Consider the following 26,433-nt stretch of genomic DNA (forward strand, 5'->3'; position numbering starts at 1 on the left):
AAACGATGTCATGAGAGCGACTCATGGAAGGAAAGTTGGTGTTTCCCGTTCGCTTTTGACCAATATAACGCTTCGTCCGCTTGTTCGATAGCGATGTGCGGTGGTTCCGGTGGACTCCAAATGGACGCCCCGATACTAGCCCCGACTTTTACCGATACGATGTCTAGCGTAATCGGCTCAGAAATCATCTCGATGAGTGTGCTTCCGACCTCCCGAACCTGTTGGGTCGAGCGCTCAGTCCTTGGGAACATGAGGAAGAACTCATCTCCGCTCAATCGGACGGGGTAAACCTCCTCGATGGGGAGCGCCCGTAACCGGTGTGCGACCTCGACCAATACCTCGTCCCCAACCGCATGACCATATGTATCATTCACCGCCTTGAAGCCGTCGAGATCGAGATAAAAGAAGACGTACGGTTCTTGCGAGGTGTGTAGTTGATTCAGCTGTTCACGTAGGGCGACCCGGTTCGAAAGACCGGTCAGTGCGTCACGGTTTGCTAGTTTTTCAAAGTGTACCCGTTCCGACTCTGACTCCGTAAGGGAGGTGACGAGCGATTCGAGCGCGAAAGCGAGCGACTCAATCTCTTCAATTCCTGATTGATGGGGGAATGTGTTCGCTTTTCCTTGTTCCATGAGCGAAGCCGTTTCGGTGATTCGCTTCAACGGTTTCGTCACGATCGAAGCGAGTAGCCAACCGAGTACAGCCGTCACAAGTGAGGCCAATAAACCAATCCATAGAATTCTCGTTTCAAGTGTCTCGACTGGTGCAAACGCGACTGCCGTCGGCTGACGGACGACGACCTGCCAACCAAGTCCAGGATATTCATTATATCCTTCTCCGATTGACATACCTGTCAGATAGTCTTGACCGTCATCCCACTCTTTCACGGAGGCGCCTTCTGTAAAGGATACAGGGAGTGGTTTTCCGACCATGTCGTCTGGACCGAGAAGCACGACACTGTCTCGTTCACTGATGACGAATAAATCCGTATCATCGACTTGTTCATGAAGCGTTCGATTGAAATGTTCGAGTACTTCTTTCCCCCAGGCCCAGCTTAAATGAGTGGCAAGTACCCCTTGAAACGAGCCGTCCTGGAAAAGCGGGACACTGATATCGACGAATTGGAGCGGTTCTCCCGTCGGATTCGGCAATAATTCAGCTAAGAGAACTGCCTCGTGGACATCTCCGATAAAGGGAGCATCTTGTGCTTCAAGATAAACCGGTCGTTCGGCAATCGATACCCCTTCGAGAATCCCGTTCGTCGAAGCGACGACGGTCCCGTCCGCATCCGTGACGCCCATCCAAGAGAAGGCGGGGATGTTTGATTGGACTTGATCGAGTAGTCGACGTGTCTCGTCTCGGTCTTCTAAATCGAGGCCTTGTAAGAGTTGGACTTCTTGATAGCGTGACCACATATAAAAATCGAGTTTGTCCGCTAATTGATGTGATGTCGTCGAGAGTCGTTCCCCGATTTCTTTCTCGAGCGCGTCAGATGCCCGGTGACTGATGAGGGAAGTGAGTGCGATCGTCAGTAAAAAGACGAGCGTGGCAATGCTGAGCGCCAAAATGAGTCCGAGGCGCATCGTAAAAGACTTGATCATGCGTAAATAAACCTCCTAAAGCTTGAATTAAAGAGAATTATGAAAAACGAGTCGATATCATGATAGGAAGAAGAGCTTCCGCTATAATGAAAGACGAGTCGAAAATAGATAGAGGTGAAGAGAATGAAAAAGAATCAATTGTTGGTCATCTTGACCATCGTCGCGGTCGCATTAATCGCATTGGTGTTCGTCTTACTCAACCAAGATGAGTCGACGACAGCTGAGCGTGGCGATCACGTCTCGATTGAAGGACAACCGACACTCGGAAACCCGGACGCAAAAGTATCGGTCGTCGAGTTCGGAGATTACAAGTGTCCTTCGTGTAAACAGTGGGGTGAAACGATTTACCCGCAACTGAAAGCGGATTATCTCGACAAGGAAGACGTTAGCTTCAGCTATATTAACGTCTTGTTCCACGGACAAGAATCGATCTTGGCATCCCTCGCTTCCGAGTCGGTATACGAGCAAGACCCTGAGTCGTTCTGGAAGTTCCATAAGGCGCTCTACGATGCGCAACCGGAATCACAACAACACGACAATGCGTGGGTGACCGTCGAGAAGCTGAAAGAAATCGCAGGCGAGACGACATCGGTCGACTTGGCGAAGTTTGAGCAAGACCTTGGGGAAGAATCGACCGTACTTGAAAAAGTCAGTACGGATGACGGTCTTGTAAAAGAGAACGGTGTTCAATTCACCCCGTCCATCATGATCAACGGCGTGATGCTCGAAGACCCGTTCGATTACGAAAAAATCCAAGAGCTGATCGAGCAGGATTTGTAAGATGAAATCATTTCTCGAAAAGTATGGGTTATACCTCGCTTGGCTCGTCTCGTTGATGGCGATGCTCGGCAGTCTCTACTTCAGTGAGATTCGGGAGTTCGTGCCATGTGAGCTATGTTGGATTCAACGTATCTTTATGTATCCGCTGACCATCCTCTTGGGAATTGCCGTCTTCACGGACGATCGGGCGGTTCGGAAATATGTGTTACCGCTTACTATCATAGGCGGTTTCGTATCACTTTACCATTACTTGGTACAGAAAGTGCCAGGTTTTGCAGAAATTCAACCTTGTGCACAAGGAGTTCCGTGTAGCGGTCAATACATTAACTGGCTCGGGTTCATCACGATCCCGTTCCTCGCATTGACGGCTTTCACGCTCATCACAATCCTCATGTGGAACGTCAAAAAGCGATAAGGAGTTGGCACGTGTGAAGAAATGGTGGATGATTGGTTTGACGACGATGCTCATCGTCCTAGCAGGATGTGGTCAAGAGATTGAGGACCCGCTCAACTGGGAAGTCGAATCGTTCGAATATACGAATCAAGATGAAGAAATGGTCAGTCTTGACGATTTAAAAGGGAAAGTGTGGATGGCGGATTTTGTTTTCACAAGCTGTGAGACAGTCTGTCCACCGATGACATACAATATGACGAAACTGAATGAAGCGCTTGAAAAAGAAGGCGTCGAAGACGTGCAGTTCGTTTCGTTCAGCGTCGACCCGACGGTGGATACTCCGGAGAAAATGAAGGAGTTTATGAGTGGCTATGACCTTGCGAAAGCAGATTGGCAGTTCCTCTCAGGCTATTCGCAAGACGAAATTGAAACATTTGCTCAACAGAACTTTAAGGCGCTAGTTCGGAAGCCTGACGAAGGCACACAAGTCGACCACGGCACGTATTTCTATTTGGTCGACCAGGAAGGTAAGATTATGAAGGCTTATCCCGGGTTCCAAAACGTTCCGACCGAAGACATAATCAATGACATTAAAATCTTACAAAAGTCTTAACTGAAGACCTGCTCCACCAAACACGGGTGGGCAGGTCTTTTTGGTTTAAGAGACCTGCTATAATGGAATAACCAGAATGCTCAATGAAGACCACGCCATTTTTTGAAAGGTAGGCGAATCGACATACTTTCTCGTATAGAAACGGAGAAGGCGCGCTATAATCAATTCAACGAACTATTAGAAAAGAGGATTTACATGAAAAAGATGATGTTGCTCTCATTGGTCGGAATGGCGGCTGTCACCGGAACGATTCTGACACAGTACAAACCGCTCGGACGAAAGCCTAAATCGCTTCAATCTCCGAACCGGGTCAACGGAAAGTTTCGTAATCAATATGAGACGCCGATGAACTTTTCTGCGCAGGACATGGTGTCGATGGCGCGTGACTATCGTGATGTGACGTCACTGCGTAAGCCTACCGAACGTCTTCCGATCGTGCCGATCGATTTCGAGGAGAAGACGGGGGCGAGCTTCACAAGAGTCTATTGGCTCGGACATTCGGCTCTCATGGTACAAATGGACGGGAAGACGATGCTTGTCGATCCAATGTTTGGACGCAGCCCGTCCCCACTCCCATTCGCCAAAAATGAGCGTTTCAGTGAAGACTTGCCGTTTGAACTCGAGGATTTGCCTGAAATCGATGTCGTCTTATTGACGCATGATCATTACGACCATCTCGATTATGGGACAATCCTTGCCATCCAAGACAAGGTCGCCATGTTTATCGTACCGCTCGGTGTCGGAAGCCATTTGAAACGATGGGGTATCGGGGCAGAACGAATCGTAGAACGGGATTGGGGCGAGTCGCATGCGTTCGGGTCGTGGACATTCATCTGTACGCCGGCGCGTCACTTCTCCGGTCGCTCGTTGACGGACCGCAACAGCACGCTGTGGGCGTCGTGGGTCGTCCTCGGTGAGACGGATCGGCTCTTCTTCAGTGGGGACAGTGGATATGCTCCGCATTTCAAGATGATTGGCGAACAGTACGGACCGTTTGATTTCGCTGCACTCGAATGCGGGCAATATGATGTGCGCTGGCCAGACGTCCATATGCAGCCGGAAGAGACCGCGCAAGCGTTTCGTGATCTACGCGCCGATCAGATGATGCCGATCCATTGGGGTGCATTCACGCTCTCGTTTCATGATTGGTTCGACCCGGCAGAACAGATGGCATCTCTCTTACCAAAAGAAGTCGTCCTCACTCCGAAAATCGGGGAGAGAATCACGCTCGACGGTCGGAATGATACGACGATGTGGTGGCGAGAGCTCGAAGACGCAAACAAGCGATGACCTCGGTCACCGCTTGTTTTTTTGTTAGGAAGACATCTTCTCTGTGGAATCTTCCTCGATATGCAATTGATGCTTTCTCGTGTATACAAGAAATGCGCCGGTCATCGCAATCGAACTAATTCCAAACAAGACGACCATGAGCTGAAGTCCAATCAAATCGAGGAAGAATCCTGTCACGAGAAGGACGACTTGGAAGATAATCCGGTCGAGCATGTTTCGGAACGAGAAGAAACGACCGTGATATTCTTTTGGCATCCGTGTCTGGAAAATCGTGACCGCCGTCGGGAAGAAACATCCGACCGAGAAGCCGAAGAGAACGAACGCAGCAATGGACATGAACGGGATGTCCGCAAAATAGAGCATCAGTTGGGCGACACCGATTAAAAACGAGAACGAGAATAAAATCGAGAACGCCGAGAATTTTTCTCCGATCCGTTTAATCATAAAGGCACCTGTCATGAAGGCGAGTCCCTCTGCCGTATAAATCCATCCTTTAATCGCCGTCGAATCTTGCAACTCACTGATATTGATGACGAGCAAGTTGAATCCTCCGATGAAGAGGAGCGGGATGAGCGTCATGACGAGTGTCATGAAGATGACGGGAATCGATTTGATGATTGGGAAGACGTCTTTGAAACCGCTCGACGCTTTCGCATCGACCTTTTTCGCCGAGGGCGTTTTCGTCTCATCGAGTTTCAAGAAGAGCGTCGCGACCGCTAGCAACAGGTAGGCGACGAGCGAGAGCGCGTAGACGTTACGGAGCGAGATCAGTGTCAAAAGGACACCTGCAATCGCCGTCCCGATGACACGCGACAAGGTAGACACATTCATATGAACGCCGTTCAAGGCAAGAAGTTCCCGTTCTTTCACGATGAGCGGAATCGCTGCCTGGAGGGCAGGGAAATAAAAAGCGGCCGATCCCTGTAAGATAATCAAGAAGATGACCATCCACACGACCGAATTCGTCTCGATGGCGACGAACATGAAGATCACGCTGAGCGCCCGGACGATGCTCGAGATGAGCATGATTTTTTTCTTAGAACCTTGGTCGGTCAAGCGACCCGCGAGCGGACCGATGGCGACCCCGGCAAGTAAGCCGATGGCGAGAATGACCGCCTTCACAAAGTCAGAGGGGACACGGTCTTGCATAAATTCCAAGTTCCCGATGATGCCGAGCCATAGACCAAGACCGGCGACGAATTCGCCCGTCAAGATGATCCAGACGTTCCGATTTTTCCACATAGATGTATTCCTCGATTCTTATCTGTTGATAATAATTATGCTTGAGAATGATTCATTTAGCCACAAAAAAGAAGCCGAACGTCGGCTTCTTCATCAATCAAATATCACAGTTGTCGTCAGTGCACGTCGCACCGTTCGAAAGGACTTGGATTGTCGGATTGTTCTCAGACCAGACTTTTTCGAGCACTTGCGTGAACGCTTCTGTCGGCTGAGCACCGGACACCCCGTACTTGTTGTCGAATACGAAGAACGGCACACCCGTGATGCCGAGGTCGCTCGCGCGCTTCTCTTCTGCACGTACCTCTTCCGTATACACGTCAGTCGTCAAGACGTCACGAACCGCGTCAGAATCGAGTCCGACGCTTGTCGCGATTTCAAGCAGCACATCGTGATTCCCGATGTGTTTCGCATCGACGAAGTACGCCTGAAGCAACGCTTCCGACAATTCTTTCTCTTTCCCAACCGTCTTCGCATAATGCGTCAAACGGTGCGAGTCGAGCGTCCCCGTCACGACCATGTTCTCAAAATCATAATCGAGTCCGACTTCGCGGGCTTGTGCAGCGACTTGAGCCGTCGTCCCTTTCGCCTGTTCGATCGGCATGCCATACTTCGTCGCAAGCGCTTCATAGATGGTACGTGAATCGTCCGTCGGGGCGTTCGGGTCGAGCTCGAAACTCTTGAATTCGACTTCGACTTGATCTGCCTGTGGGAACTGTTCGAGCGCCTCTTCTAGACGACGCTTTCCGATATAACAAAACGGGCAGACATAATCTGACCATACTTCAATTTTCATGATGAATCCCTCCTGTCCCTAGTGTAGGAAATCTTGAATTCAAAGTACAGGAAACGGCTCATGAAAAAAGCCCTCCACGAGGAGGACTTAAAAGACGTACCAGAATACACAGACGAAGTGAGCGAAGCTTCCGAACAAGATGAACAGATGGAACACTTCATGGAAACCCCATCCTCGCCAGTTGACGAATTTTGGTTTGAACCCATAAATGAGTCCGCCAATCGTATACATGACGCCCCCGAGGACGAGCCAGAAGATGCCGGCGTTGCCGATCACGTCATGGAGTGGTCCGATAAAGAAAACTGACAACCATCCCATCCCGATATAGAGCGCGGTCGACAAGAAACGAGGGGCATGGAACCAGACGAGTTTAAAAATAATGCCGAACAAGGCGAGTGCGTGTACGGTACCGAAGAGGACCCACCGCGTCGGTCCTTCGAGCGCGAGTAACGTAAGCGGTGCGTATGTACCCGCAATCAACGCGTAAATCATCGCATGGTCGATTCTCCGGAAGAAAGCGATGACGTTCGGTGAGGCGATGATGCTATGGTAAAGACCTGACGATAAGTAAAGAAAAACAAGGCTGATCCCGAATAGAATCGCGGCCATAATCGCAAGTGGCGAGCCGATTAACGAAGCTTTAACGACCATCGCGATGAGGGCGATGAAAGCCAGTACTGCACCGGCAAGATGCGTCAGTGCGTTGATGGGTTCACGGAAAATCGAATGCATGTAAAACACTCCTTATCACATCATGTAGTATCGATAACTACATGATATACTGAAGAGGAACAAACAGCAAGGTGTACCTTTCGACAAATGAAAGTTTTCTTTATACTTAGGAAGTGAGGTGAGATAGATGAAAGCGAAGAACATTACCGAAACGGAAGGTACACTCCCACGGGACGTATTGCCTACCGTTGATTTATACATGGACCAGGTCATCCAGTTGTTCGAGCAGCATTATGGGAAGATGAAGCGAAACGAGGGTGAGACCATACTGACGAAGACGATGATCAACAACTATGCGAAGGGCAAGTTATTCCATCCCGTCAAAAATAAAAAGTATACGAACGAACATTTGATGTTACTTAGTTTAATTTATGAGATGAAAGGTCTCTTGTCGATCAGTGACATCAAAGAGACGCTCCGACCGTTGAACGAGTCGGATGAGACGTTCTCACTTGAAGACTTCTACGAGGCGTATCAGGCGCAGAAAGTGAAGAATCTAGAAGCGTTTGAAGCCCAGGCGGACACGCTATTAAATACATCACTCGAAGATAAGGGCGGTGTTAAGCGAACGCTTGCCATCGCGTCTGCCGTGCATATGAGCCACTTGTATCAGCGATTGGCCGAGCAATTGATTGATGAGAACTAAAACAACTCCTCCGAGGACGAATCGTCTGTGGAGGAGTTGTTTTTTAGTTATTGATGTACTTCTCGTAAACCGTACCGAAGTCTTTACGGTTCCATTCATGATAGTGACGTTGTAGCCAATCGAACGATTGCTCGTTCAATTCCTTGAACGTGTTCGGGACGTTCATGTCACCTTCACGGAGTCCGCTCAAAATCGACACCGAGTGTGTGAGCGACGTATTCGCATACTCCATCATGCGACGGCCTTCTCGCTGAATCTCTTCAATCGCAAGGAGTGCCTTGTACAAATCTTTCACGTGCTCGATTTGCTTCTTGTTGATATCGATTGAGTATGGCTTGTCGCCGATTGTGAATTTGACTTCGACATCGAGGTCGACGGTGCCGGCTGTCTCGAACATGACGTGCTTAATCGGATAGTGTGCGTAAGGGTAACGATACAGAACTCGTTTCGAACTCATCGCGCTCGTCCCGTCGAGGTGAATCATTCCTAAGTTTGTAAAGCAGTACTCATCCGATTTTGATTTGATCAAGAAGTAAATCTTTTCGTTATCCTCATGGAGGACGTAATCATCCGAGTCCGCCTTATCGAAATCGGACGGGTCGATCACCTCACCGATGTCGCTGAAGCCAGTCAAATCAGAAGCTAGTTTTTTGAACATGTCATTCACTCCTCAGTAATGGATTTTATGCATCTCTTTCGGGTCGGACCCGGTCCGCTCGTCACGATTGAGCGCATCGATGGCCGCCATCTCTTCTTTCGTCAACGTGAAGTCGAATACCTGTATGTTTTCTTTGATTCGACTCGGTGTGACCGATTTTGGAATCACAGCGACTCCGTTCTGTAAATGCCAACGCAAGATGACTTGAGCCGGTGACTTGCCGTGAGCGTTCGCAATCTTGACAATCGTCTCATCTTCGAGCGCTTCGCGTCCTTTCATGAGTGGACTCCACGCTTGAATTTGGATGTCATATCGTTTGCAGAATGCAATCAGTTCTTTCTGAGACAAATATGGATGGATCTCGACCTGGTTCACGGCCGGGACAATCGAGCAAGATTGAATGATTTGTTCCAAATGCTCGATCTCAAAGTTCGAGACGCCGATTGCTCGGACGCGTCCTTCTTCATACAACTGTTCGAGTGCTTTGTACGTTTCGACGAACTTGCCAAAACGGGGCATCGGCCAGTGGATGAGGAACAAGTCGACATACTCGAGACCGAGCCGGTCAAGACTATCCTGGAACGCTTGGAGCGCCTCATCAAATCCGTGGAACTCGTTCCAAAGCTTTGTCGTCACAAAGACGTCCTCCCGTGGGATGCCTGCTTCACGAAGCGCTTGTCCGACACTCTCTTCATTTTGATAAATCGCAGCCGTATCGATCAATCGATAGTCTGCATCGAGCGCAGCTTTGACCGTATCGACCGTCACCGCACCATCTTCGACCTTATAGACACCGAGACCGAGCATCGGCATCTTGACGTCATTATTCAACGTCGTCCATTCCATAAATAATCCCTCCCTCTCGTCTATAACGTTACCGAAATTTTGGATGAAGGGAAAGTAAAAACTACAGACGGATGCTTTCCCCGTGCGCCTTGATCACAATTTGGTCACGGTCGAGTTTTGCGGCCGCGACGAGACGGTGATACGGCTCCTCGACAGGTTCATATGAAAGAACGAACGTATCCCAATGCATCGGGAAGAAACGCTTCGCTCCGCTCTCTTTGTACATCATCCAAGCCTGTTCCGGAGTGCAGTGCGCTTCCTGGAACGAGTCCGGTTGATAGGCACCGATTGGGAAGAAAGCGAGGTCGATCGGTTCACGGTCGGCGAGTCCTTTGAAGGAGTCGGTGTACGCCGTGTCTCCTGCGAAGAGCATACGAATCCCTTTGTATTTGAGCAGGTATCCGTTGTACCCCATATGTTTGTCCCACGGGAAACGGTTGCCCCAATGCTTGACGGGAATGGCGCGGACATCGAGTCCATTCGCAAGTGTCACTTTGTCATGTGGATGCAGTTCAAGCGTCTGCAGACTCGGGTATCGGCGCAACAGCCGGCTCGTCCCAGGAGCAGAGACGACAATCGTCTCGCGAGTGATGAGTCGCTTCAAACTTTTATGGTCAAAGTGGTCCATATGGGCATGGCTGAGTAGGATGACATCGACCGGGCCGACCTCCTCAATGGAGAGGGCCGGAGCGGTGTGACGTTTCATGCCGACTGTCAGCGGTCCAAGATGGACACCGATTCGTTTTGAGAAGACGGGGTCTGTTAAAATCTTGAGCCCATACCAATGAATGAGGACCGTCGAATGCCCGATCCACGTTGCCTGCACATGCGTCTCATCAATAGTTGTCAGTTCTGGACGTTCCGGCCATTTAAAGCGGGGACGGGGGAGACGACGTTTGAATCGTGTATAGAGAAACGTTCCGACGCTCGCCAAGACGGCACTCGGAACGAGGATGCGTCGACGCATCATGCATCACCTCACTGTTCGAATATATTGTCATCATATCGCGAGGACAGATGCACCGCATCCGCCTAAAGGAGTAGAAAAAATGGGAGATTGTGGGGTGCACTCTTGCGAATCCGCTTTCAATTTGATAAGGTGGCAGTAACTTAGGAAAGAGAGGTATACCGTGCCATGAAAAATACACGTTCACTCCAACGATGAGACGAATCATCACTGTTCGCTTGAACAGTCACGGGTGAAGTGTGTCCATTTTTTCAAATACGGGAAGCTCTCGTTTTCCTCTTTGAACGGATTCCTTCACACCACCGCTTTGAAGCGGATGGTGTTTTTTGTTTCATCGCGTATCGGATTAATAAGCGAGGTGAAACAGATGTTAGCAGTAAAACAAGTCCGGTTTGACTATGACCGGAAACCATTATTTGACGCGGTCTCATTCGAGGTCGCGGCTGGAGAGCGTGCCGTATTATTTGGACTGAACGGGAGCGGGAAGACGACGCTCTTCCGACTCGTGACAGGGGAGTTGACCCCGCAAGCAGGGACGATTGAACGTCAAGGCGAGATCGGGCTCGTCCGGCAGACAATCGAGTCGACAGATATGACCGTACTTGAGTGGACGATGCGCAGTGATCTTGAACGATATGCCCTCTATGAAGATGTATCTTCTGGTGACGAGATACGTGTCATGCGCTCCTATGAACGGGCGCTCGCGCTCGATGTTTATAACTTGGAACAAGAGGCGACAAGAGCATTGACTCGACTTGGGCTGGAGGAGCACCTCTTCCGAAACATTAACGAGCTAAGCGGAGGCGAGAAGACGCGAGCTCAGCTTTCAACACTGACGATGAAGCGGGTGGACCTCGTGCTGCTCGATGAACCGACGAACCATCTGGATTTCGAGTCGATTGACTGGCTGACGAAGTGGTTAAACCAGTTCAAGGGGACGGTGCTCATCATCTCACACGACCGTCAACTGATGGACGATGTCGCAACGACCATTCTTGAACTGTCAGATGGCCGGGTCACACGATATCAGGGAAACTATACGGCGTATAAACATCAAAAAGAAGAAGAACGCGTGCGTGACGAGCGAGCACATGCTCGATACGAGAACCGAAAGGCAGAACTTCTCGAGATGATTGCCCAATATAAAGGTTGGCACTTAAAGGCGAAAGCGACAGCGAGTGTCCGCAGTCCAGGAGCGCAAAAGGGAGCGGCCAATCTCGCAGTCAAAATGAAGGCGAGAGAACAGAAGTTAAGGCAGCTCGAAGACAATCGTCCACAAAAACCAAAAGAGGAGAAACCCATCTCCGTCCGTTTTGCGGCGGATGAGCTCGAAGCGAAGACGTGGCTGACGTGTGAGGATGTGACGTTTGGATACGACAAGCCGTTCTATGAACCGTTTTCCTTCTCGATAAATAAAGGAGAGCGGATCTCGATCACCGGACCAAACGGAAGCGGAAAAACGACATTATTAAACGTGCTGATCGGTGAGCGAGTACCACGCTCGGGCGTGATTAAGCGACATCCTCGTCTGAAGATCGGATATTTCTCACAAACGCTCGAGCGTCTTCCGGAGACCGGGACGTTACTTGAGGCGTTACTCGCCAATAGTGAGATCGGAGAGACGGAGGCGCGGACGTTGCTCGCTCACTTCTTGTTCCGGCGAGATGAAGTGCACCGACCGATTACCGAGGCGAGCATGGGGGAAAAGTGTCGAATCGCGTTTCTCATCTTGTACTTCTCGGATGCCCATCTGTTGGCATTAGATGAACCGACGAACTATTTAGATGTGGCGACACGCGAACAAATCGAGGCGGCGTTGTCCGTCTATCCGGGTGGATTATTGTTGATTTCCCACGACCGCTACTTTCATCGTCTGACTTCGCGCACGATTGAATTAGGAGAGCACATTGTCATACGTGAGAACGATGAGCGCGATGAACCGGTCGATGTCGAACAAATGGTCAGAACGATGGACGAATTGACAAAAGATGAATTGAAATTTTTTGATGAAGCAGGAAACCTCCTACCATTTGACGAAACGAGTGAAATGAATCGAATCGAGTAGGAGTGAAGAACATGAATGGAGGAAGATTGTCGCGTGCGACGACGCGGAAGCGTAAACGCGTGTTCCGTATCACGACGGCATTGGCATTAATGCTCGCCTTGGTCGGGATCATCGCGTTTGCGGCACTGATTGACAAGAAACAGGACTCGGCTTTACCGGAATCTGATGAGATTGCCACGGAAATGGTCGACTCCGAGTCGGAACAACCGGCTGATGCTGATGCTGAGACGGAATCAGCAGATAAGATTTATATCGGGCAACCGTATACGAAAGTATACGCGGATGACCGGGTCACGGTCGTTTATGAAGCCGACTTGGGTGATCGATTTGAACGGTTGGAGACGGTAAGTGGATTTGTGAAAGTTCAGTTGAACGAGCGGTTGACCGGCTGGGTCACAGAAGAAAGTGTGACGACAGAGGCGACAGCTTTATCGGATGACGAGGTGATTGCCGCTTGGCAACAAGTCGTCCCAAACGCTTCGGAGTCCGTCCTTGACTGGATTGGGAAAGATCTCGAAACTGTCCGTGCGGAGCTTGGCAGTCCTTCTGCCGTTCAACGTGACCAAGTGAACGAGTATCATTTCTATGATGGATTCTTCCTCATGGTCCGGGACCAAAAAGTACGGGCCGTTGATTGGGACAAACAAGCAACCGCGACGCCAGACTTACAACCGACTCGCGAACAAGCGACCGGAATTTGGTTCGAGGGTGAGACGGTCCAATTGAAACTGTTCCCTTATAGCGGCGTCATGCGTGTCCGTCTGGAGCAAAAATGAGACAAAGCGGGAGAGTTCATTCTCCCGTTTTTTTATTGTTTTTCATTCAAATGAACGTTTGAATGTTTGGTTAAAATGGAATAAGATAAACAGTAGAAGGAGGAGTCAGTTATGGGACATCATCATGATCACGACCACCATCACCATCATTCGACGAATCAGCGGGCGCTCTTACTCGCCTTTCTCTTGATTGCGGCGTTCATGGTCGTCGAAGTGATCGGCGGACTATGGACGAACAGTTTGGCGCTATTATCGGATGCGGGGCATATGCTAGGAGATGCGGCTGCGTTAGGACTCAGTTTCCTCGCTGTCCGATTTGGGGCGAAAGCGGCGACACCGAACCGGACGTTCGGGTATCGACGTTTCGAGATTTTAGCGGCATTCATTAACGGGCTGACACTACTCGTCATCTCGGTCTATATTCTTGTCGAGGCATACCAACGAATCAGCGCGCCACCAGAAATTCTAAGTGGTGGAATGCTTGTCGTCGCCATCATCGGGCTACTCGTCAACATCCTTGCCGCCTGGATTTTAATGCGCGGGGAGAAAGATAATTTGAACGTGAAGAGTGCGTTGTTACACGTATTCGGAGATTTGCTCGGCTCGGTCGGAGCCATCACGGCAGCAATCCTCATCATGTTGTTCGGATGGACGTGGGCGGACCCGGTCGCGAGCGCCTTTGTTGCGATTTTGATTTTAATCAGTGGTTATCGTGTGACGCGTGACGCCATTCATATCTTGATGGAAGGGTCGCCGGAACAGATTGACGTCCGGGCGATGCAAGAAGAGATTGCTAAAGTTGACGGGGTGAAAGAAGTGCACGACTTGCATGTCTGGTCTATCTCGTCGAGCGAGCATGCGGCGACGTGTCACGTTTTGATTGGAGAAGAGACGGATGATCAAGACGTCTTGAGACAAGTGACGGAACGAATCCGGAAATACGGGACGTTCGAACGCTCGACGGTCCAGATTGAGCGGGAACGACAATGTTGTGAAGAACGAATCATCTGGTAAGAAAAACGGACACTCGCTTGAGTGTCCGTTATTTTCCGTTCACATCGATCACGACAATCTCTGGTGGATTGTAAATACGTGGAATGTTGAAGCTGTAATTGAATCCCCGTCCAATCACATGGGTGAACGTCTCATGCTCATAGAGTCCACCTGCGTATTCAGGAAAGAATCCTTGGTCAGGTGCGAATAGTCCATTCATCAAGTAAGGGATTCTCACTTGCCCGCCATGAGCATGTCCGGACAAGACGAGGTCGAATGGAAGTTTGGCATACGTATCGACTTGTTCAGCACGGTGCGAAAGAAGTACCTTGAACGTCTCATCGGGGGCGATGTCCTGCATCGCCGCAGTCGACTCCGCATCCCAATCCGTATAAATATTTTCTCTGAACCCACGAAGAGGATCTTCTAGCCCGCCGATGACGAGGTCGATTCCGTTGATAGTGACCGTCTCCCATTCGTCTTCGAGAACGTTGACACCGTATGAGCGAAACACGTCTTTCACATTGTGACGGACATAGTCATCCGATCCATCGATTTCATGGTTGCCGGTCACGAAATACATCGGCGCAATCCCTTCAAGCCCTTCGATTAGTTCGAATGCGGGTTCAGGTGAACGATATCGGTCGAGTAAATCGCCCGGTAAAGCGATGAGATCCGGTTTCTGTGCACGAACCTGGTCGATCAAAATCGACTGTTTATAACCGTATGAGGCGCTGTGTAAGTCGGAGAGGAGCACGATGCGGAGAGACTCGTCTGCTGACAGTTTATCGGACGTCACGTCATACGTCCGGACGGTCAACCCATTGTACGTCGCCGTGAACAACAAGATGCCGAGTGCAACAAAAAGAAGAGTCGATTTATGTTTCTTCATCAGTGCTCCCTCCTTCCTTAATCGTGTCTCTATCTTACTCTGATAGGCAGGGTTAAGCAAAAAAAATCCCGCTCCAGAGAGCGGAATGAATGTTATGCAGCTTTCGCTGTCAATTTGACGTCGACATTGCCGCGCGTTGCTTTTGAATAAGGACACACTTGGTGTGCTTCTTCGACAAGGCGCTCTGCTGTCGCTTGGTCGACACCTTTGATTTCGACTTCAAGTTCGACTGAAATGAAGAACCCTTCATCGTTTTGGTTTAATGTGACGTGACCTGTGACGCTTGAACCGTCTGTCTTCACACGTTCTTTTCCGATGATGAGGTTGAGGGCACTACCGAAGCAAGCCGCATAGCCAGCTGCGAAAAGTTGTTCCGGGTTTGTCGCACCGTCTACGTGTTTCGCGCCAGGCATCGATACGTTCATGTCGATGACGCCATCTGTTGATTTCACGTGACCTTCGCGGCCACCGATTGCTGTTGCTGATGCTGTGAATAGTGATTTCATGATTGAATTCCTCCATTTCATTTTTAACAATTAAGTTGTGCACAATTTAAATTATAGAGCAGTCAAAAAGTTTCGCAAGTGATATGCTTGGCTAAAGAAGAGTACGGAGGATTACGTATGGACCAATCGTTAAAGTTAGAACATCAAATCTGTTTTCAGTTGTATACCGCCTCAAAAGAGCTTACCCGGTTATATCGCCCAATTTTAGCACCGCTAAACCTGACGTATAGTCAATATCTCGTGATGCTTGTCTTATGGGAAGAGGATGGAATCGATTTGCGACAACTCGGATCGCGGTTGACCCTCGACTCTGGGACATTGTCGCCGCTCGTCAAACGGCTCATCCAAATCGGCTATGTGGAGAAAAGTCGTGCGACGGACGACGAACGAAAAATCATCGTTCGTTTGACCGAGAGCGGTAGCGCGTTGCGTGAGCAGGCGGCGAATGTGCCGCTACAAGTAAGTGGTATGCTGAATATAGACGAAGCGACGTATGTCGCATACATGGAGATGCTTACCGATATCAAGACGAGACTACACGATTTCGGGGAGCGTCAGCGCGAGCAGTAAGGAAGGAGGAGCCATGTTTCGAAAATTGATCATCCTTTTGATGGGGATTGGACTTTATATGGCTTGGCAATATGAGATGCCGAACGTCTCTGCCCCGACGAGCATTCAGGTTGAGTCTGAGGTGGCGACCGAACGAGCGACAGACGCGCCAAAGTTCGCAAGTCAGTATGCCGGGCATGACTGGTATTTGGTCGAACGTGGCGGTGACCGCGGACTTGAATTGATTGATGAGGACGGTGCGAAAAAAGGATTCTATCAGTTCGAGACAGGTAGCACGTATCGCGGTCTCGTACTGAATGAAACGACCCGCGATCAAGTCGAGGACATCGGCTTCGAGGCAGTGACTTCGTTTAATAAAGGATTGAATCGATACTTGATTCCAGACGATCCATCGTTTTCCGTTTTTGCAATCGATGGACAGTATGTCACTTTCTTTTTTGACCAGCATGATGATGACCTCTTGAAAGGGATCTTGTCGGTCGACCGCCGTGTCGAAGAGGCGAGTGAGGGGTACTATGGTGATTTGTCGAAAGAGGGGACGGTCGCCAATGAGCAGTTGATGCGCATCCTCATGAATTGGGACCGTGAAAAGTTTGAATTGAACGCTTTAGCCGACTATGAACCGCTCTATCCGGTCGTGCGGGCGCATAGTCAAAACATGGCAGAAAGCGATTTCTTTAGCCATACAGACCCGGAAGGACAAGACCCGTTCGATCGAATGGATGAAGCAGGACTTTCGTATTCGATGGCCGGCGAAAACTTGGCGATGGGACAGATGAGCGTGTTCCATGCGCATTGGGGACTCATGAACTCGAAAGGGCATCGTGAGAACATCATGCAGCCGCGCTTCACCCATGCTGCCGTCGGGCTCGCTTACAACGACGACGGTAGTCCTTTCTATACAATTAACTTCATCACACCACGTTAAAAGAACGCGCTAATGACGAATTTAGCGCGTTCTTTCGTTTGCTTTATTCAGTGATTGTGAATTTTTGAAGTCGTTCGTTTAGTAGTTCGGCGACAAAAATTGTCCCGTCCTCTTGTACAGTGAGATCGTGGGGGATGCGCAATTGACCCATCTTGTTCCCCCAAGAACCAAATCGCTCAATGACTTCTCCCTTCGGACTTAAAACGACAATTTGACTGTTAGGAGTTTCACGTTCCCCGTTCAGATAATCGCCACCATCGACAAGATAGATGTTGCCATCGTTCCCTGCATCGATTCCGTAAGGTCTTCCGATTTCGGTGTCATCCCATGTGGAAAGGTGTTGTCCATCCTGGTCAAACACTTGAATGCGAGCATTATTTCGGTCAGCCACATATATGTTCCCTGACTGATCGTGAGTGATTCCGTGAGGCAAGTTAAACTCACCATCGGAAGAACCATAAGCATTAACTTCCCATTGGATGTTCCCATCACGATTGAATTTTACAATACGATGATTTCGGTATCCATCAGCCACAATGAATGAACCATCTTCCATTACGGTCACATCAGTTGGCCGTGCGAAAGTATATTCATTCATCGGGACAGGGAAGTTAGGCAGTTCATTTCGAATCCGTAAGCTTGTCTCAGTGCCGAGGCGATAATCGTCCCCAAACGTAGCGAGAACATTGCCACGTTCATCCAGCTTGAAAACTTTATTCAACATGATATCCGTTACCCAAATGTTGTTTTGAGCGTCCACTTCGATCCCGTGAGGAGATTGAAACAGGTTGTCCCCAAATTCATCGACAATCTCGTTTGTGTTTGGATCAAACACTGTGATTGTAGGGGTCGTGATTAATTCTTCATTCGCATAGCTTCCATCTCCGCGGTGTAAGTAATAGACATATCCTGAAGGGGAGGTAGAGACACCGCTACCTTCTCCTCCACGATGTGAGACACTGTCCTTCTCGGGCCAAACCCAACTAGATGTATATCGAGAACTTTTGGCTTTTTCATCATATTCATCTTTGAAAATGGGGTCCGTTCTTCCTTGGGCAAGCCATACAAGAGTTACTGTAAGTGCGAGGAGTACGCTGACTCCCAGCACCATTCTTTTTTTCATTCTATACAAGTGTGACACTCCTTCACGATTTACTGTGCATAGAATATGATAGATGGCTTAAGTGTAAACGCCAATTAGACCGTAGAGAGAAATCAATCTACGCCTTCAGGATGAGGTCAAATCAGTTTCTTCACCGCATCCTCAATTTCAGCCGGTGTCGTCTGTGGCGAAAAGCGCTCGATGACGTTTCCATCACGATCGACTAAGAACTTCGTGAAGTTCCATTTGATCGCTTTCGACCCGAGAAGCCCTGGTGCTTCTTTTGAGAGATAGGTGAAGAGCGGATGGGCGTCTTTTCCGTTCACGTCGACTTTCGCGAACATCGGGAACGATACCCCGTAATTCAGTTGACAGAACTCTTGAATTTCTTCATTGGAGCCCGGGTCTTGATGACCAAACTGGTTGCACGGGAAACCTAAGATTTGTAGGCCCTGTCCTTTATAGGTGTTGTAAAGTGACTCGAGGCCTTCGAGCTGCGGTGTGAATCCACATTTGCTCGCCGTGTTGACGATGAGTAAGACGTCGCCTCTATATGTAGCTAACGGTTGTAATTGTCCTTTCATGTCTACTGCTTCAAAATCATAAATCATGATAATTCCCCCTTTTTTTGTAGTATACCAAGAGAAGGAGACAGACTCGAACTTGAACGCGTTGCGTGCAATCAAATTGTTATGAAATCATGATGTCGCTGTTACATCATTCCGAAGAAAGAATCCGTATAATGAAAAACGTTGTAGAAAGGAACGGTGTTATGCGATTTTTAAAAAATGAATTTATATGGATTGCGCTTATTTTAATCGGACTCTTTTTATCAAGTGCGACGCCTTACTCGGACCAGTCTATCGTTTCGCCACTCGAGCGATTCAATTGGAACTGGATCGAACCGACGCTAGCGAACGTGCAGTTCGACTATGCAGGAAAGGAAATCTCGCTCGATACGTTGGGGACGACAGGATTGATTGAGTTCTTTATGCGGAAGACGGCACATGTCGTCACGTTCCTCGTTCTCGGTGCATTATTCGTGAAGGCCATCTCGCGAACGAATCTTCATGCGGGACTGAACTTACTCTTCGCCTGGGCACTTGCGAACACGGTGGCGATTTTTGATGAGTATCATCAGAGTTTGACTCCTGAACGGACCGCGCTGTTAGAAGATGTCCTTTTGGATAGTACGGGTGCTGCCGCAGGTGTCATCTTATTCGGTGGGTTGTTATTACTTCGTTCGAAACGGAAAAATAGCAAACGGGCCGGTTATGTTGCCTTAAGGTAGTCAAAAAAATGAATGGGTTACTATGTGAAAAGCGCTTTCTTGAAGTGCTTTTTTTCTTTTTAAAACTATTTTGTGACAACGAACCAAACAAAATATTGTTTATACCCACGTTTTTTAAAGGATAAAACCTAAATTAGGTCAATGTCATACGAATGAAATATAAGTGTAAAATAACTTTTGGTTTAGATTGCTATAATGAGTCACAGAGCGAACGAAATGTCGCGACTTATCTTATAAAAAATAATTGCACGACTATAGATAAAAACTACACGGGAATCAGCGGAGGGAAGCACATTGGGTAACTTGAAGAAATTTGCAGCAACAGTCACTCTAGGCGCACTCTTGATCGGCGGAACGTCACCGACTTATGCAGCCTCACTTACAGAGAAGCAGAAGAAAGTACAAGAACAACGACAAAAGAATAGCAGTGAACAGTCGAAAGCAAACTCTTCGATTCAATCACGTGAGCAAGCCATCAGCAAAGAGCAACAAGAGATCAACAAGTTAGATGCTGAACTCCAAGACGTCATCAACGATGTCGCTCAGAAAAAAGCTGAGATTCGTGCAACTGAAGAAAAAATTAAAAAGCTTCAAGCACAAATTAAAAAGTACGAAGCGAAAATGAAAGCACAAGAAGATCTTATGAAAGATCGTATGGCGACGATGCAAAAGAACGGTGGCTCGTCAGTCAACTGGGCTGAGTTCATCTTCGGTTCTAAAGACTTCGGTGATTTGATCACACGCATGATCACAGCTGGTACGATCCAAGAGAACGACCAACAAATCTTCGAAGAATACGAAGCAACGAAAGAAAAACTCGCGAAAGCGCAAGCTGATTTGAAAGCAGAGCGCGATTCACTCGTGAAGCAAAAAGAAGAACTTGAAAAACGTCAGAAAGAGCTCGATCAAAAAATGAAAGAGCGCGCTGCGAAAATCAAGAAACTTGAAGCTGAAAAAGTGAAGTTCGAATCGAAACTCATGAGCCTACAAGAGATGGAAGATACGCTCAAAGCTCAAGAACAAGCGATTCAATCAGAAATCGAAGCGCAACGTCGTGCTGAAGAAGAAGCACGTCGTGCAGCGGCAGCAGCTGCGGCGGCGAAAAAGCAACAAGGTTCAAGCTCGAATAGCGGTTCAAGTGCTTCAACAGCACCGGTAGCGTCTGCACCAGCAAGCGGTGGCATGTTCCAACGTCCAGCAAGCGGTCGCCTCTCACAAGGGTGGGGTCCAGCAAGCGGTGCGAACGGCTACTCGTTCCACAACGGTCTTGATATCGCAGGTCCAGTCGGTACACCGATCTATGCAGCACAAACAGGTACGGTCCTCCGTGCAGGTTGGGGTGGCGCATACGGAAACCATGTCATGATTGCACACGTGATCAACGGGCAAGTATGGACGACAGTATACGCTCACATGAGCTCGGTATCAGTTTCTGCGGGTCAACGCGTGTCACAAGGACAAAACCTTGGCGGCATGGGTAGCACAGGGAACTCGACAGGTTCACACCTTCACTTCGAGATTCACCGTGGCGGCTATTCGTACTCTTCATCGAGCGCGGGAAGCACAGTTAACCCAGCATCATTCTTCTAAACACAAAGACAGTGATCGACGAACGCGTCGATCACTTTTTTGTTGCCTGATAGACGATGAACGTCAAGAGTGCGGCACCGATGACGCTGAGCCATAGCGTATCGAAGTTTGGGTCATCGAGCATGCTCCGGCCCCCGAGGAACACCATATAGCCGAGTATCGCGAGCGTGACAAGTGTCAAAGCGGTCACTCGGATTTGTCGCGGGATACGTAGCCACCAACCGAATAATCTGTTCATGAAAAATCGCCTCCTCTATTAGTATAGGGGAGGCGATGTGTTTCATCTAGCGAATCGGACCCAGGCAGAGTCCATGATTTGTTGGTAACCGACTTCCCGATAGATTTTGTTCGACGTCGGGTTCGTCAAGTCAGTGTAGAGGACGCAGAATGATTTTGTCTCGAGTAACTGTCGGCTGAGATCGGCGACGAGACTTCGTGCATACCCTTTTCCTCGTGCACTAGGTGATGTGTAGACGAACGAAACAGTGATTCCGTTCTCGGTTGGACGTGCGCGTTTCGCACACGAGACGACCTGTCCATCGACTTCCCAAAAGACAGCTTCTTCCCTTTCAAGCATCGTCTGTACGGCTTTTGTTACTTTCTCTGGTGGAGATGAACGGAGACCTGATTCGGCTTCGAAGGCACTATACCAAGCCTCAAGCTGCGCCTGATCGGCAACCGTCGCTTCTCGCATCCTCCCAGTCGCCATGTCGATGTCTTCCACGCTGTCGAGGCGATAAAGACCTTGGGACATGAAAATCTCGCTCGTCCCAGATGTAATCTCTTGCCACGCTGTCGCAAACCGTTCCGCCTGTTGTCGTTCCGATACGACTTCCGAGAAGGGGACTTCTTCTTTCAAAAGGTGGGGGATGATGAAAGACGGGAGAAGGTCCGAGCGCTCCTTCTTCACGACGATATAGTGAAGTGGATGCGGTGGTGTCACTTGGAGGATGGCGAGAAGCTCTCCGTCCTCTTCGACTGTGAACTGATGAAACGTTTCATAAATTCCTTGTTTGACGTTATTCAAGACGCCAATCATGAGGCTATTCTTTGCCTCCTCGTCGAGTAATGCCGTCATGACGCGGTCTGAGAAGTGATCAGGGTTCTTCCATTCCATCCATTCCATATGTATCTCTCCTTTATTATATGTAGACAAAAACGGACAAACCTGATGGCTTGCCCGTTTATAAGTCGTTCATTATGCGATATCTTCTTGTTTCGATGACGTGTTGTCGAGAAGTTTTGTGTTGTGTTTGAAGTAGTGGATAATCTTCGCGATGGCACCGTCACCCGTGACGTTTGTCGCTGTCCCGAAGCTATCTTGTGCCAAATAGAGCGCGATGACCAAGCTTTGCATCGTTGCGTCGAACCCGAGGATCGAGCCGAACAATCCAAGCGATGCCATGACGGCTCCACCCGGTACACCTGGTGCTGCAATCATCGTCACACCGAGTGCAAGGATGAATGGAAGCACGATGGCGTAAGACATCGGCATGCCATTCAAGTACATGAGCGCGACACCGACCGATGTGAGTGTGATCGTCGACCCTGACAAGTGGATCGTTGCCGAGAGCGGGATGACGAAGTTCGCGACACCTTCGTCCGTGTTGTTCAACTTCGCTTGGCGAAGCGTGACTGGAATCGTCGCGGCCGATGATTGCGTCCCGATGGCTGTGAAGTAAGCCGGCATCATCGTCTTGAGCAACTTGAACGGATTCTCTTTGTTGAGACCACCTGCGATTGAATATTGAATCATGAGCATCGTCAAATGAAGGACGATGATTGTGACGAAGACGAGCGAGAAGACCGATAGGATCTCAGCGACTTGACCAGCGTACGTCATGTTCATGAAAATTCCGGCGATGTGGATTGGAAGTAATGGAATAATGACTTTACTGATTAAGAGTTCGATGATATCGCGGAAATCCATGGCGAGGTCGAGTGACCGTTTGCTTTCGATCGCGGCAATCCCGATTCCGATGACGAAAGCTAAGATAAGTGCGGTCATAACACCGAATACAGGTGGAATCTCAAATTCCATGAACCCTTTCAACAAGGCTTCTTCTGGATTTTCGGCTCCTGTCGTCGACCGTGTCAAAATTTGCGGGAACAAGTTGCTTGTTGCAAAGTATGCTAATGTTCCGGCGATGATGGTTGATGCGTAAGCGATGAGTGCTGTGAGTCCGACCAGCTTTCCTGCTCCTTTTCCAAGTTCCCCGATACCCGGGATGATAAAAGCAAGAATAATCAATGGAATAGCGAAGCCTAAGAACTGCCCGAAGACCGTGTTGAACGTCACGAACGTCCGAACGATCCAGTTCTGACTTTCTGGTACGATGCTCCCGAGTAAAATACCGAAAGCGATCGCGATGATGATGCGACCTAAGAGGCCAATACGTAATTTCAAATCAATCACCCTTTCTGTTTGTTTGAATAGTTGATATTTTCGCACATTTTACGGAATGTTGCCACCTTCTCTTACAATTTTTCTAAAGAAAGACGTTTGACAACTGTTTAGAAGGGTATTAGAAAATGTTGTACATATCAAGGGAAGGGGCTTCTCCTTTTCCTAATATAAAAACGATGTTATGATTAATTCTGACAGACGTAAAGGAGGGGTGCGCGTGCAGTTACAACGAACAACGATTCACATTGCGGGTCAAGACTATACGATCGTAAGCGAAGAACCCGCTGACCATGTGAGGGAAGTAGGCTTTTTGGTCGACAGTAAGATCCGCGAAATTCGTGAACAATCCCCTCATCTAGATGCTCGTCAGGCAGCGGTCTTGGCTGCGATTCAAATCGCGAGCGACCACGTCAAAACTAAACGAAATATGGGAGAATAAATCAATCCATGGTTACGCTACTTATACTGTTTTTCTTGTTTATCGGAATCGTCAACGGCTTCCGTCGTGGCGCGATTCTACAGCTCGGCCATTGGGTCGCGCTCATCATCAGTTTTCTCGTCGCCAATACGTACTATAAAGAGTTAGCCGAAGCGTTCAAGCTGTGGATCCCGTATCCGTCTCAGCTCGACGGAACGCTCCCGGGTGGCGTGTTGGACCTCAATTCCCTTTCAGGGATTGAGATGACATTTTATAACGTCTTTTGGTTCGTCGTCTTGTTCCTCATTACGAAACTCGTCTTGCATCTCATCTTGGCGATGCTCGACTTCTTGACGGACTTGCCAATTTTGCGCCAATTAAAAGGTGTGATCGGAGCTGTCCTAGGATTCTTCGAGGCATATGTCATCACATTCTTCATCCTTTGGGTGATCGCGTTCGTGCCGATGGCGAGCGTTCAAAACGCCGTCGACAAATCGTCGCTAGCGACATATATCATTCAAGACACGCCATATCTATCGGATTGGTTTTCAAATAAGATGTTGTGACACGACAGGCCGGAATGCAAGCTAGTGCTTGTGTCTCGGTCTTTTCTGTGTGAAGAGGGGGAAGCATATGAATAAAGTAGAAGCGATGATGTTGCTCGAAAAAATCGCGCAATATATGGAGATCAAAGGGGAGAACCCGTTTAAAATCAATGCGTTCCGCAAGGCGGCGACAGCGCTCGAGAACACGGACCTTGAACTCGAGGACATCGACGACTTGACGTCCATCTCAGGAATCGGGAAAGGGACGGCTGCAGTCCTTGAAGAGTATCGAGACACAGGACGCAGTGAAGTACTTGAAGCACTGCAAGAAGAGATTCCGTTCGGTTTGATGAAGCTCTTGAAAATTCAAGGGCTCGGCGGGAAGAAACTTGCTAAACTCCGTGAAATCGGTGTCGTCGACTTGGAGTCGCTCATCCGTGTACTCGAAGACGGGACGGCTGCATCACTACCCGGTTTCGGGGCGAAGAGTGTGGAGAAATTACTCGCCGCCGCGAAGAACCTCGAATCACGTCCAGAACGATTGGCTTATGCAGTCATGCGACCAATCGTTGAAGAAATCAATGAGGTGTTAGAGAAGGAGACGCTCGTCTTGCGTCATTCGGTCGGAGGAAGCTTCCGCCGTGCCGAAGAGACGTGTAAAGACCTTGACTTCATCATCGCGACCGAGGAGCCGATTGAGCTACGTGAGAAGCTGCTCGCTTTGCCGTTCATCAACGAAGTGATTGCGGCAGGCGAGACGAAAGTCTCGCTCGTCCTCGAACGTGAAGAGATGGTATCGGTCGATTTCCGTATGGTCGAGCCAGGCGCGTTCGCTGCGACGCTTCACCATTTCACGGGATCAAAAGACCACAACGTCCGCATGCGTCAACTTGCGAAAGCAAAAGGAGAGTCCATTTCCGAATATGGGGTCGAGACAGCAGACGGATTGTGGCAACCGGAAACCGAAGAAGAACTGTTCGAACGGTATGGTCTCCCATTCATCCCGCCTGAACTTCGGGAGGGGCATGCAGAGTTCGAGCACGACTTATCGAAGCTCGTCACGCTCGAAGACATCAAGGCTGACGCGCACATGCACACGGTCTGGTCGGACGGGAAGTTGACCGTCGACGAAATTGTCGTGGCGATGAAAAATCGCGGCTATGAATGGATGGCCATCACCGACCACGGGAAGTATTTGACGTTCGTCAATGGCTTGACCGAGGAACGACTCGAAGCACAGGGGGAAGAAATCCGAGAAGCAGCGAAGACACATGACATGAACGTGTTACGAGGCGTCGAGATGGATATTCGTCCTGACGGGACACTCGACTATGAACCCGAGTTTCTAGAGACGCTCGACTACGTCGTCGCTTCCATCCATTCGAAGATGGACCAATCGGTCGACGAAATCATGGCTCGTCTGGAGAACGCCTGCCGTTCTCCGTACGTCAACGTGATCGCCCATCCAACAGGTCGACTCATCGGTCGTCGGGACGGTTATCCGATCGACGAGGACAAGCTGATCGCACTCGCTAAAGAGACAGGGACGGCGCTCGAGTTGAACGCCAACCCGAACCGCCTCGACCTGACAGCTTCTACGCTGAAGAAAGCGAAAGCAGCGGGCGTCAAAGTGATGATCAACACGGACACGCATCACCCAGATATGATGGAAGACATGGCCCTCGGTGTGTTGCACGCACGGAAAGCCTATCTCGAACCATCGGATATTATCAACTGCTTCACGTTTGAAGACGCCAAGGCGTTCTTTGCGGCGAAGCGATAGAAAGG

At 49.2% G+C, this 26,433-nt stretch carries 29 protein-coding genes; 15 read left to right on the forward strand and 14 right to left on the reverse strand.

Annotation, left to right across the window (positions count from 1 at the left end; translation table 11 throughout):
• Window positions 1-8: 8 nt before the first annotated feature.
• A complete protein-coding gene (locus OKS35_RS00650; protein WP_264092300.1) occupies window positions 9-1,601 on the reverse strand; it encodes a diguanylate cyclase domain-containing protein in 1,593 nt (530 codons plus the stop codon).
• A 123-nt stretch (window positions 1,602-1,724) separates the two neighbouring features.
• Here OKS35_RS00650 and OKS35_RS00655 point away from each other — a divergent pair, with 123 nt between their 5' ends.
• The 4 genes from OKS35_RS00655 to OKS35_RS00670 all read left to right on the forward strand — a co-directional run bounded on the left by OKS35_RS00655 (window position 1,725) and on the right by OKS35_RS00670 (window position 4,678).
• Window positions 1,725-2,381, forward strand: coding sequence for a DsbA family protein (locus tag OKS35_RS00655; RefSeq protein WP_074037614.1), 657 nt, complete (start codon window positions 1,725-1,727; stop codon window positions 2,379-2,381).
• 1 nt (window position 2,382) lies between these two features.
• A complete protein-coding gene (locus OKS35_RS00660) occupies window positions 2,383-2,796 on the forward strand; it encodes a disulfide oxidoreductase (protein ID WP_159561921.1) in 414 nt (137 codons plus the stop codon).
• A 28-nt stretch (window positions 2,797-2,824) separates the two neighbouring features.
• Entirely contained in the window at window positions 2,825-3,388 is a 564-nt protein-coding gene (locus OKS35_RS00665; protein WP_159563620.1) for an SCO family protein, read from the forward strand.
• A 195-nt stretch (window positions 3,389-3,583) separates the two neighbouring features.
• Window positions 3,584-4,678, forward strand: a complete 1,095-nt coding sequence (locus tag OKS35_RS00670; RefSeq protein WP_264092301.1) for an MBL fold metallo-hydrolase — start codon at window positions 3,584-3,586, stop codon at window positions 4,676-4,678.
• A gap of 24 nt (window positions 4,679-4,702) precedes the next feature.
• On the opposite strand, the gene OKS35_RS00675 is transcribed toward OKS35_RS00670, so the two are convergent.
• From OKS35_RS00675 to trhA, 3 genes are all read right to left on the reverse strand, one after another.
• A complete protein-coding gene (locus OKS35_RS00675; protein WP_159561923.1) occupies window positions 4,703-5,920 on the reverse strand; it encodes an MFS transporter in 1,218 nt (405 codons plus the stop codon).
• A 97-nt stretch (window positions 5,921-6,017) separates the two neighbouring features.
• On the reverse strand, window positions 6,018-6,713 hold the full coding sequence (locus OKS35_RS00680; protein ID WP_264092302.1) for a DsbA family oxidoreductase: 696 nt from the start codon (window positions 6,711-6,713) through the stop codon (window positions 6,018-6,020).
• 87 nt (window positions 6,714-6,800) lie between these two features.
• The gene (gene trhA / locus OKS35_RS00685; protein WP_264092303.1) at window positions 6,801-7,445 is read right to left on the reverse strand and encodes a PAQR family membrane homeostasis protein TrhA; all 645 of its coding nucleotides are present in this window, start codon (window positions 7,443-7,445) and stop codon (window positions 6,801-6,803) included.
• 127 nt (window positions 7,446-7,572) lie between these two features.
• Between trhA and OKS35_RS00690 the strand changes: the two genes are divergently transcribed.
• Window positions 7,573-8,091, forward strand: coding sequence for a DUF1836 domain-containing protein (locus OKS35_RS00690; protein WP_264092305.1), 519 nt, complete (start codon window positions 7,573-7,575; stop codon window positions 8,089-8,091).
• Between the two features lie 43 nt (window positions 8,092-8,134).
• Here the strand turns inward: OKS35_RS00690 and OKS35_RS00695 are convergent, their stop codons facing one another.
• The 3 genes from OKS35_RS00695 to OKS35_RS00705 form a co-directional block, all read right to left on the reverse strand.
• Window positions 8,135-8,749: a PH domain-containing protein gene (locus tag OKS35_RS00695; RefSeq protein WP_015881030.1), complete on the reverse strand. Its 615-nt coding sequence runs from the start codon at window positions 8,747-8,749 to the stop codon at window positions 8,135-8,137.
• A 12-nt stretch (window positions 8,750-8,761) separates the two neighbouring features.
• The gene (locus OKS35_RS00700; RefSeq protein ID WP_031421296.1) at window positions 8,762-9,595 is read right to left on the reverse strand and encodes an aldo/keto reductase; all 834 of its coding nucleotides are present in this window, start codon (window positions 9,593-9,595) and stop codon (window positions 8,762-8,764) included.
• Between the two features lie 61 nt (window positions 9,596-9,656).
• Complete coding sequence (locus OKS35_RS00705; protein WP_230872783.1) at window positions 9,657-10,562, reverse strand: MBL fold metallo-hydrolase; 906 nt, start codon at window positions 10,560-10,562, stop codon at window positions 9,657-9,659.
• A 367-nt stretch (window positions 10,563-10,929) separates the two neighbouring features.
• On the opposite strand from OKS35_RS00705, the gene abc-f reads away from it, so the two are divergent.
• The 3 genes from abc-f to OKS35_RS00720 all read left to right on the forward strand — a co-directional run bounded on the left by abc-f (window position 10,930) and on the right by OKS35_RS00720 (window position 14,417).
• Window positions 10,930-12,627 carry a ribosomal protection-like ABC-F family protein gene (abc-f, locus tag OKS35_RS00710; protein WP_264092306.1) on the forward strand — a complete coding sequence of 566 codons (1,698 nt, stop codon included), beginning with the start codon at window positions 10,930-10,932 and terminating at the stop codon, window positions 12,625-12,627.
• A gap of 11 nt (window positions 12,628-12,638) precedes the next feature.
• Window positions 12,639-13,403, forward strand: coding sequence for a hypothetical protein (locus OKS35_RS00715; protein WP_159561928.1), 765 nt, complete (start codon window positions 12,639-12,641; stop codon window positions 13,401-13,403).
• A gap of 111 nt (window positions 13,404-13,514) precedes the next feature.
• Window positions 13,515-14,417, forward strand: coding sequence for a cation diffusion facilitator family transporter (locus OKS35_RS00720; protein ID WP_214691194.1), 903 nt, complete (start codon window positions 13,515-13,517; stop codon window positions 14,415-14,417).
• A 28-nt stretch (window positions 14,418-14,445) separates the two neighbouring features.
• Here OKS35_RS00720 and OKS35_RS00725 read toward each other — a convergent pair whose 3' ends face one another.
• Window positions 14,446-15,288, reverse strand: a complete 843-nt coding sequence (locus tag OKS35_RS00725; protein ID WP_214782369.1) for a metallophosphoesterase — start codon at window positions 15,286-15,288, stop codon at window positions 14,446-14,448.
• Between the two features lie 92 nt (window positions 15,289-15,380).
• Window positions 15,381-15,794, reverse strand: coding sequence for an organic hydroperoxide resistance protein (locus OKS35_RS00730; protein WP_015881037.1), 414 nt, complete (start codon window positions 15,792-15,794; stop codon window positions 15,381-15,383).
• Between the two features lie 117 nt (window positions 15,795-15,911).
• Between OKS35_RS00730 and OKS35_RS00735 the strand changes: the two genes are divergently transcribed.
• Complete coding sequence (locus OKS35_RS00735; protein WP_159561931.1) at window positions 15,912-16,364, forward strand: MarR family winged helix-turn-helix transcriptional regulator; 453 nt, start codon at window positions 15,912-15,914, stop codon at window positions 16,362-16,364.
• A gap of 13 nt (window positions 16,365-16,377) precedes the next feature.
• On the forward strand, window positions 16,378-17,292 hold the full coding sequence (locus tag OKS35_RS00740) for a CAP domain-containing protein (RefSeq protein WP_264092308.1): 915 nt from the start codon (window positions 16,378-16,380) through the stop codon (window positions 17,290-17,292).
• A gap of 43 nt (window positions 17,293-17,335) precedes the next feature.
• On the opposite strand, the gene OKS35_RS00745 is transcribed toward OKS35_RS00740, so the two are convergent.
• The gene (locus tag OKS35_RS00745; RefSeq protein WP_264093047.1) at window positions 17,336-18,415 is read right to left on the reverse strand and encodes a peptidyl-alpha-hydroxyglycine alpha-amidating lyase family protein; all 1,080 of its coding nucleotides are present in this window, start codon (window positions 18,413-18,415) and stop codon (window positions 17,336-17,338) included.
• Between the two features lie 116 nt (window positions 18,416-18,531).
• Entirely contained in the window at window positions 18,532-19,008 is a 477-nt protein-coding gene (locus tag OKS35_RS00750; protein WP_074037960.1) for a glutathione peroxidase, read from the reverse strand.
• Between the two features lie 158 nt (window positions 19,009-19,166).
• Here OKS35_RS00750 and OKS35_RS00755 point away from each other — a divergent pair, with 158 nt between their 5' ends.
• Both OKS35_RS00755 and OKS35_RS00760 read left to right on the forward strand, forming a co-directional pair.
• Window positions 19,167-19,685: a VanZ family protein gene (locus OKS35_RS00755; protein ID WP_264092310.1), complete on the forward strand. Its 519-nt coding sequence runs from the start codon at window positions 19,167-19,169 to the stop codon at window positions 19,683-19,685.
• A 294-nt stretch (window positions 19,686-19,979) separates the two neighbouring features.
• Window positions 19,980-21,275, forward strand: a complete 1,296-nt coding sequence (locus OKS35_RS00760; protein WP_196430379.1) for a murein hydrolase activator EnvC family protein — start codon at window positions 19,980-19,982, stop codon at window positions 21,273-21,275.
• Between the two features lie 31 nt (window positions 21,276-21,306).
• Here the strand turns inward: OKS35_RS00760 and OKS35_RS00765 are convergent, their stop codons facing one another.
• The 3 genes from OKS35_RS00765 to OKS35_RS00775 all read right to left on the reverse strand — a co-directional run bounded on the left by OKS35_RS00765 (window position 21,307) and on the right by OKS35_RS00775 (window position 23,682).
• On the reverse strand, window positions 21,307-21,513 hold the full coding sequence (locus tag OKS35_RS00765) for a hypothetical protein (RefSeq protein WP_159561936.1): 207 nt from the start codon (window positions 21,511-21,513) through the stop codon (window positions 21,307-21,309).
• 42 nt (window positions 21,514-21,555) lie between these two features.
• Window positions 21,556-22,401 (reverse strand): GNAT family N-acetyltransferase, encoded by an 846-nt coding sequence (locus tag OKS35_RS00770; protein ID WP_264092311.1) that lies wholly within the window; start codon window positions 22,399-22,401, stop codon window positions 21,556-21,558.
• Between the two features lie 72 nt (window positions 22,402-22,473).
• Window positions 22,474-23,682 carry a dicarboxylate/amino acid:cation symporter gene (locus OKS35_RS00775; RefSeq protein WP_015881046.1) on the reverse strand — a complete coding sequence of 403 codons (1,209 nt, stop codon included), beginning with the start codon at window positions 23,680-23,682 and terminating at the stop codon, window positions 22,474-22,476.
• 217 nt (window positions 23,683-23,899) lie between these two features.
• On the opposite strand from OKS35_RS00775, the gene zapA reads away from it, so the two are divergent.
• The 3 genes from zapA to polX all read left to right on the forward strand — a co-directional run bounded on the left by zapA (window position 23,900) and on the right by polX (window position 26,428).
• On the forward strand, window positions 23,900-24,121 hold the full coding sequence (zapA, locus tag OKS35_RS00780; RefSeq protein ID WP_015881047.1) for a cell division protein ZapA: 222 nt from the start codon (window positions 23,900-23,902) through the stop codon (window positions 24,119-24,121).
• An 8-nt stretch (window positions 24,122-24,129) separates the two neighbouring features.
• Window positions 24,130-24,666 carry a CvpA family protein gene (locus OKS35_RS00785; RefSeq protein WP_031421319.1) on the forward strand — a complete coding sequence of 179 codons (537 nt, stop codon included), beginning with the start codon at window positions 24,130-24,132 and terminating at the stop codon, window positions 24,664-24,666.
• 67 nt (window positions 24,667-24,733) lie between these two features.
• Window positions 24,734-26,428 (forward strand): DNA polymerase/3'-5' exonuclease PolX, encoded by a 1,695-nt coding sequence (polX, locus tag OKS35_RS00790; protein WP_264092312.1) that lies wholly within the window; start codon window positions 24,734-24,736, stop codon window positions 26,426-26,428.
• Window positions 26,429-26,433: the final 5 nt, after the last annotated feature.

The sequence above is a fragment of the Exiguobacterium sp. N5 genome (assembly GCF_025842465.1).
GTDB classification, from domain to species: domain Bacteria; phylum Bacillota; class Bacilli; order Exiguobacteriales; family Exiguobacteriaceae; genus Exiguobacterium; species Exiguobacterium profundum.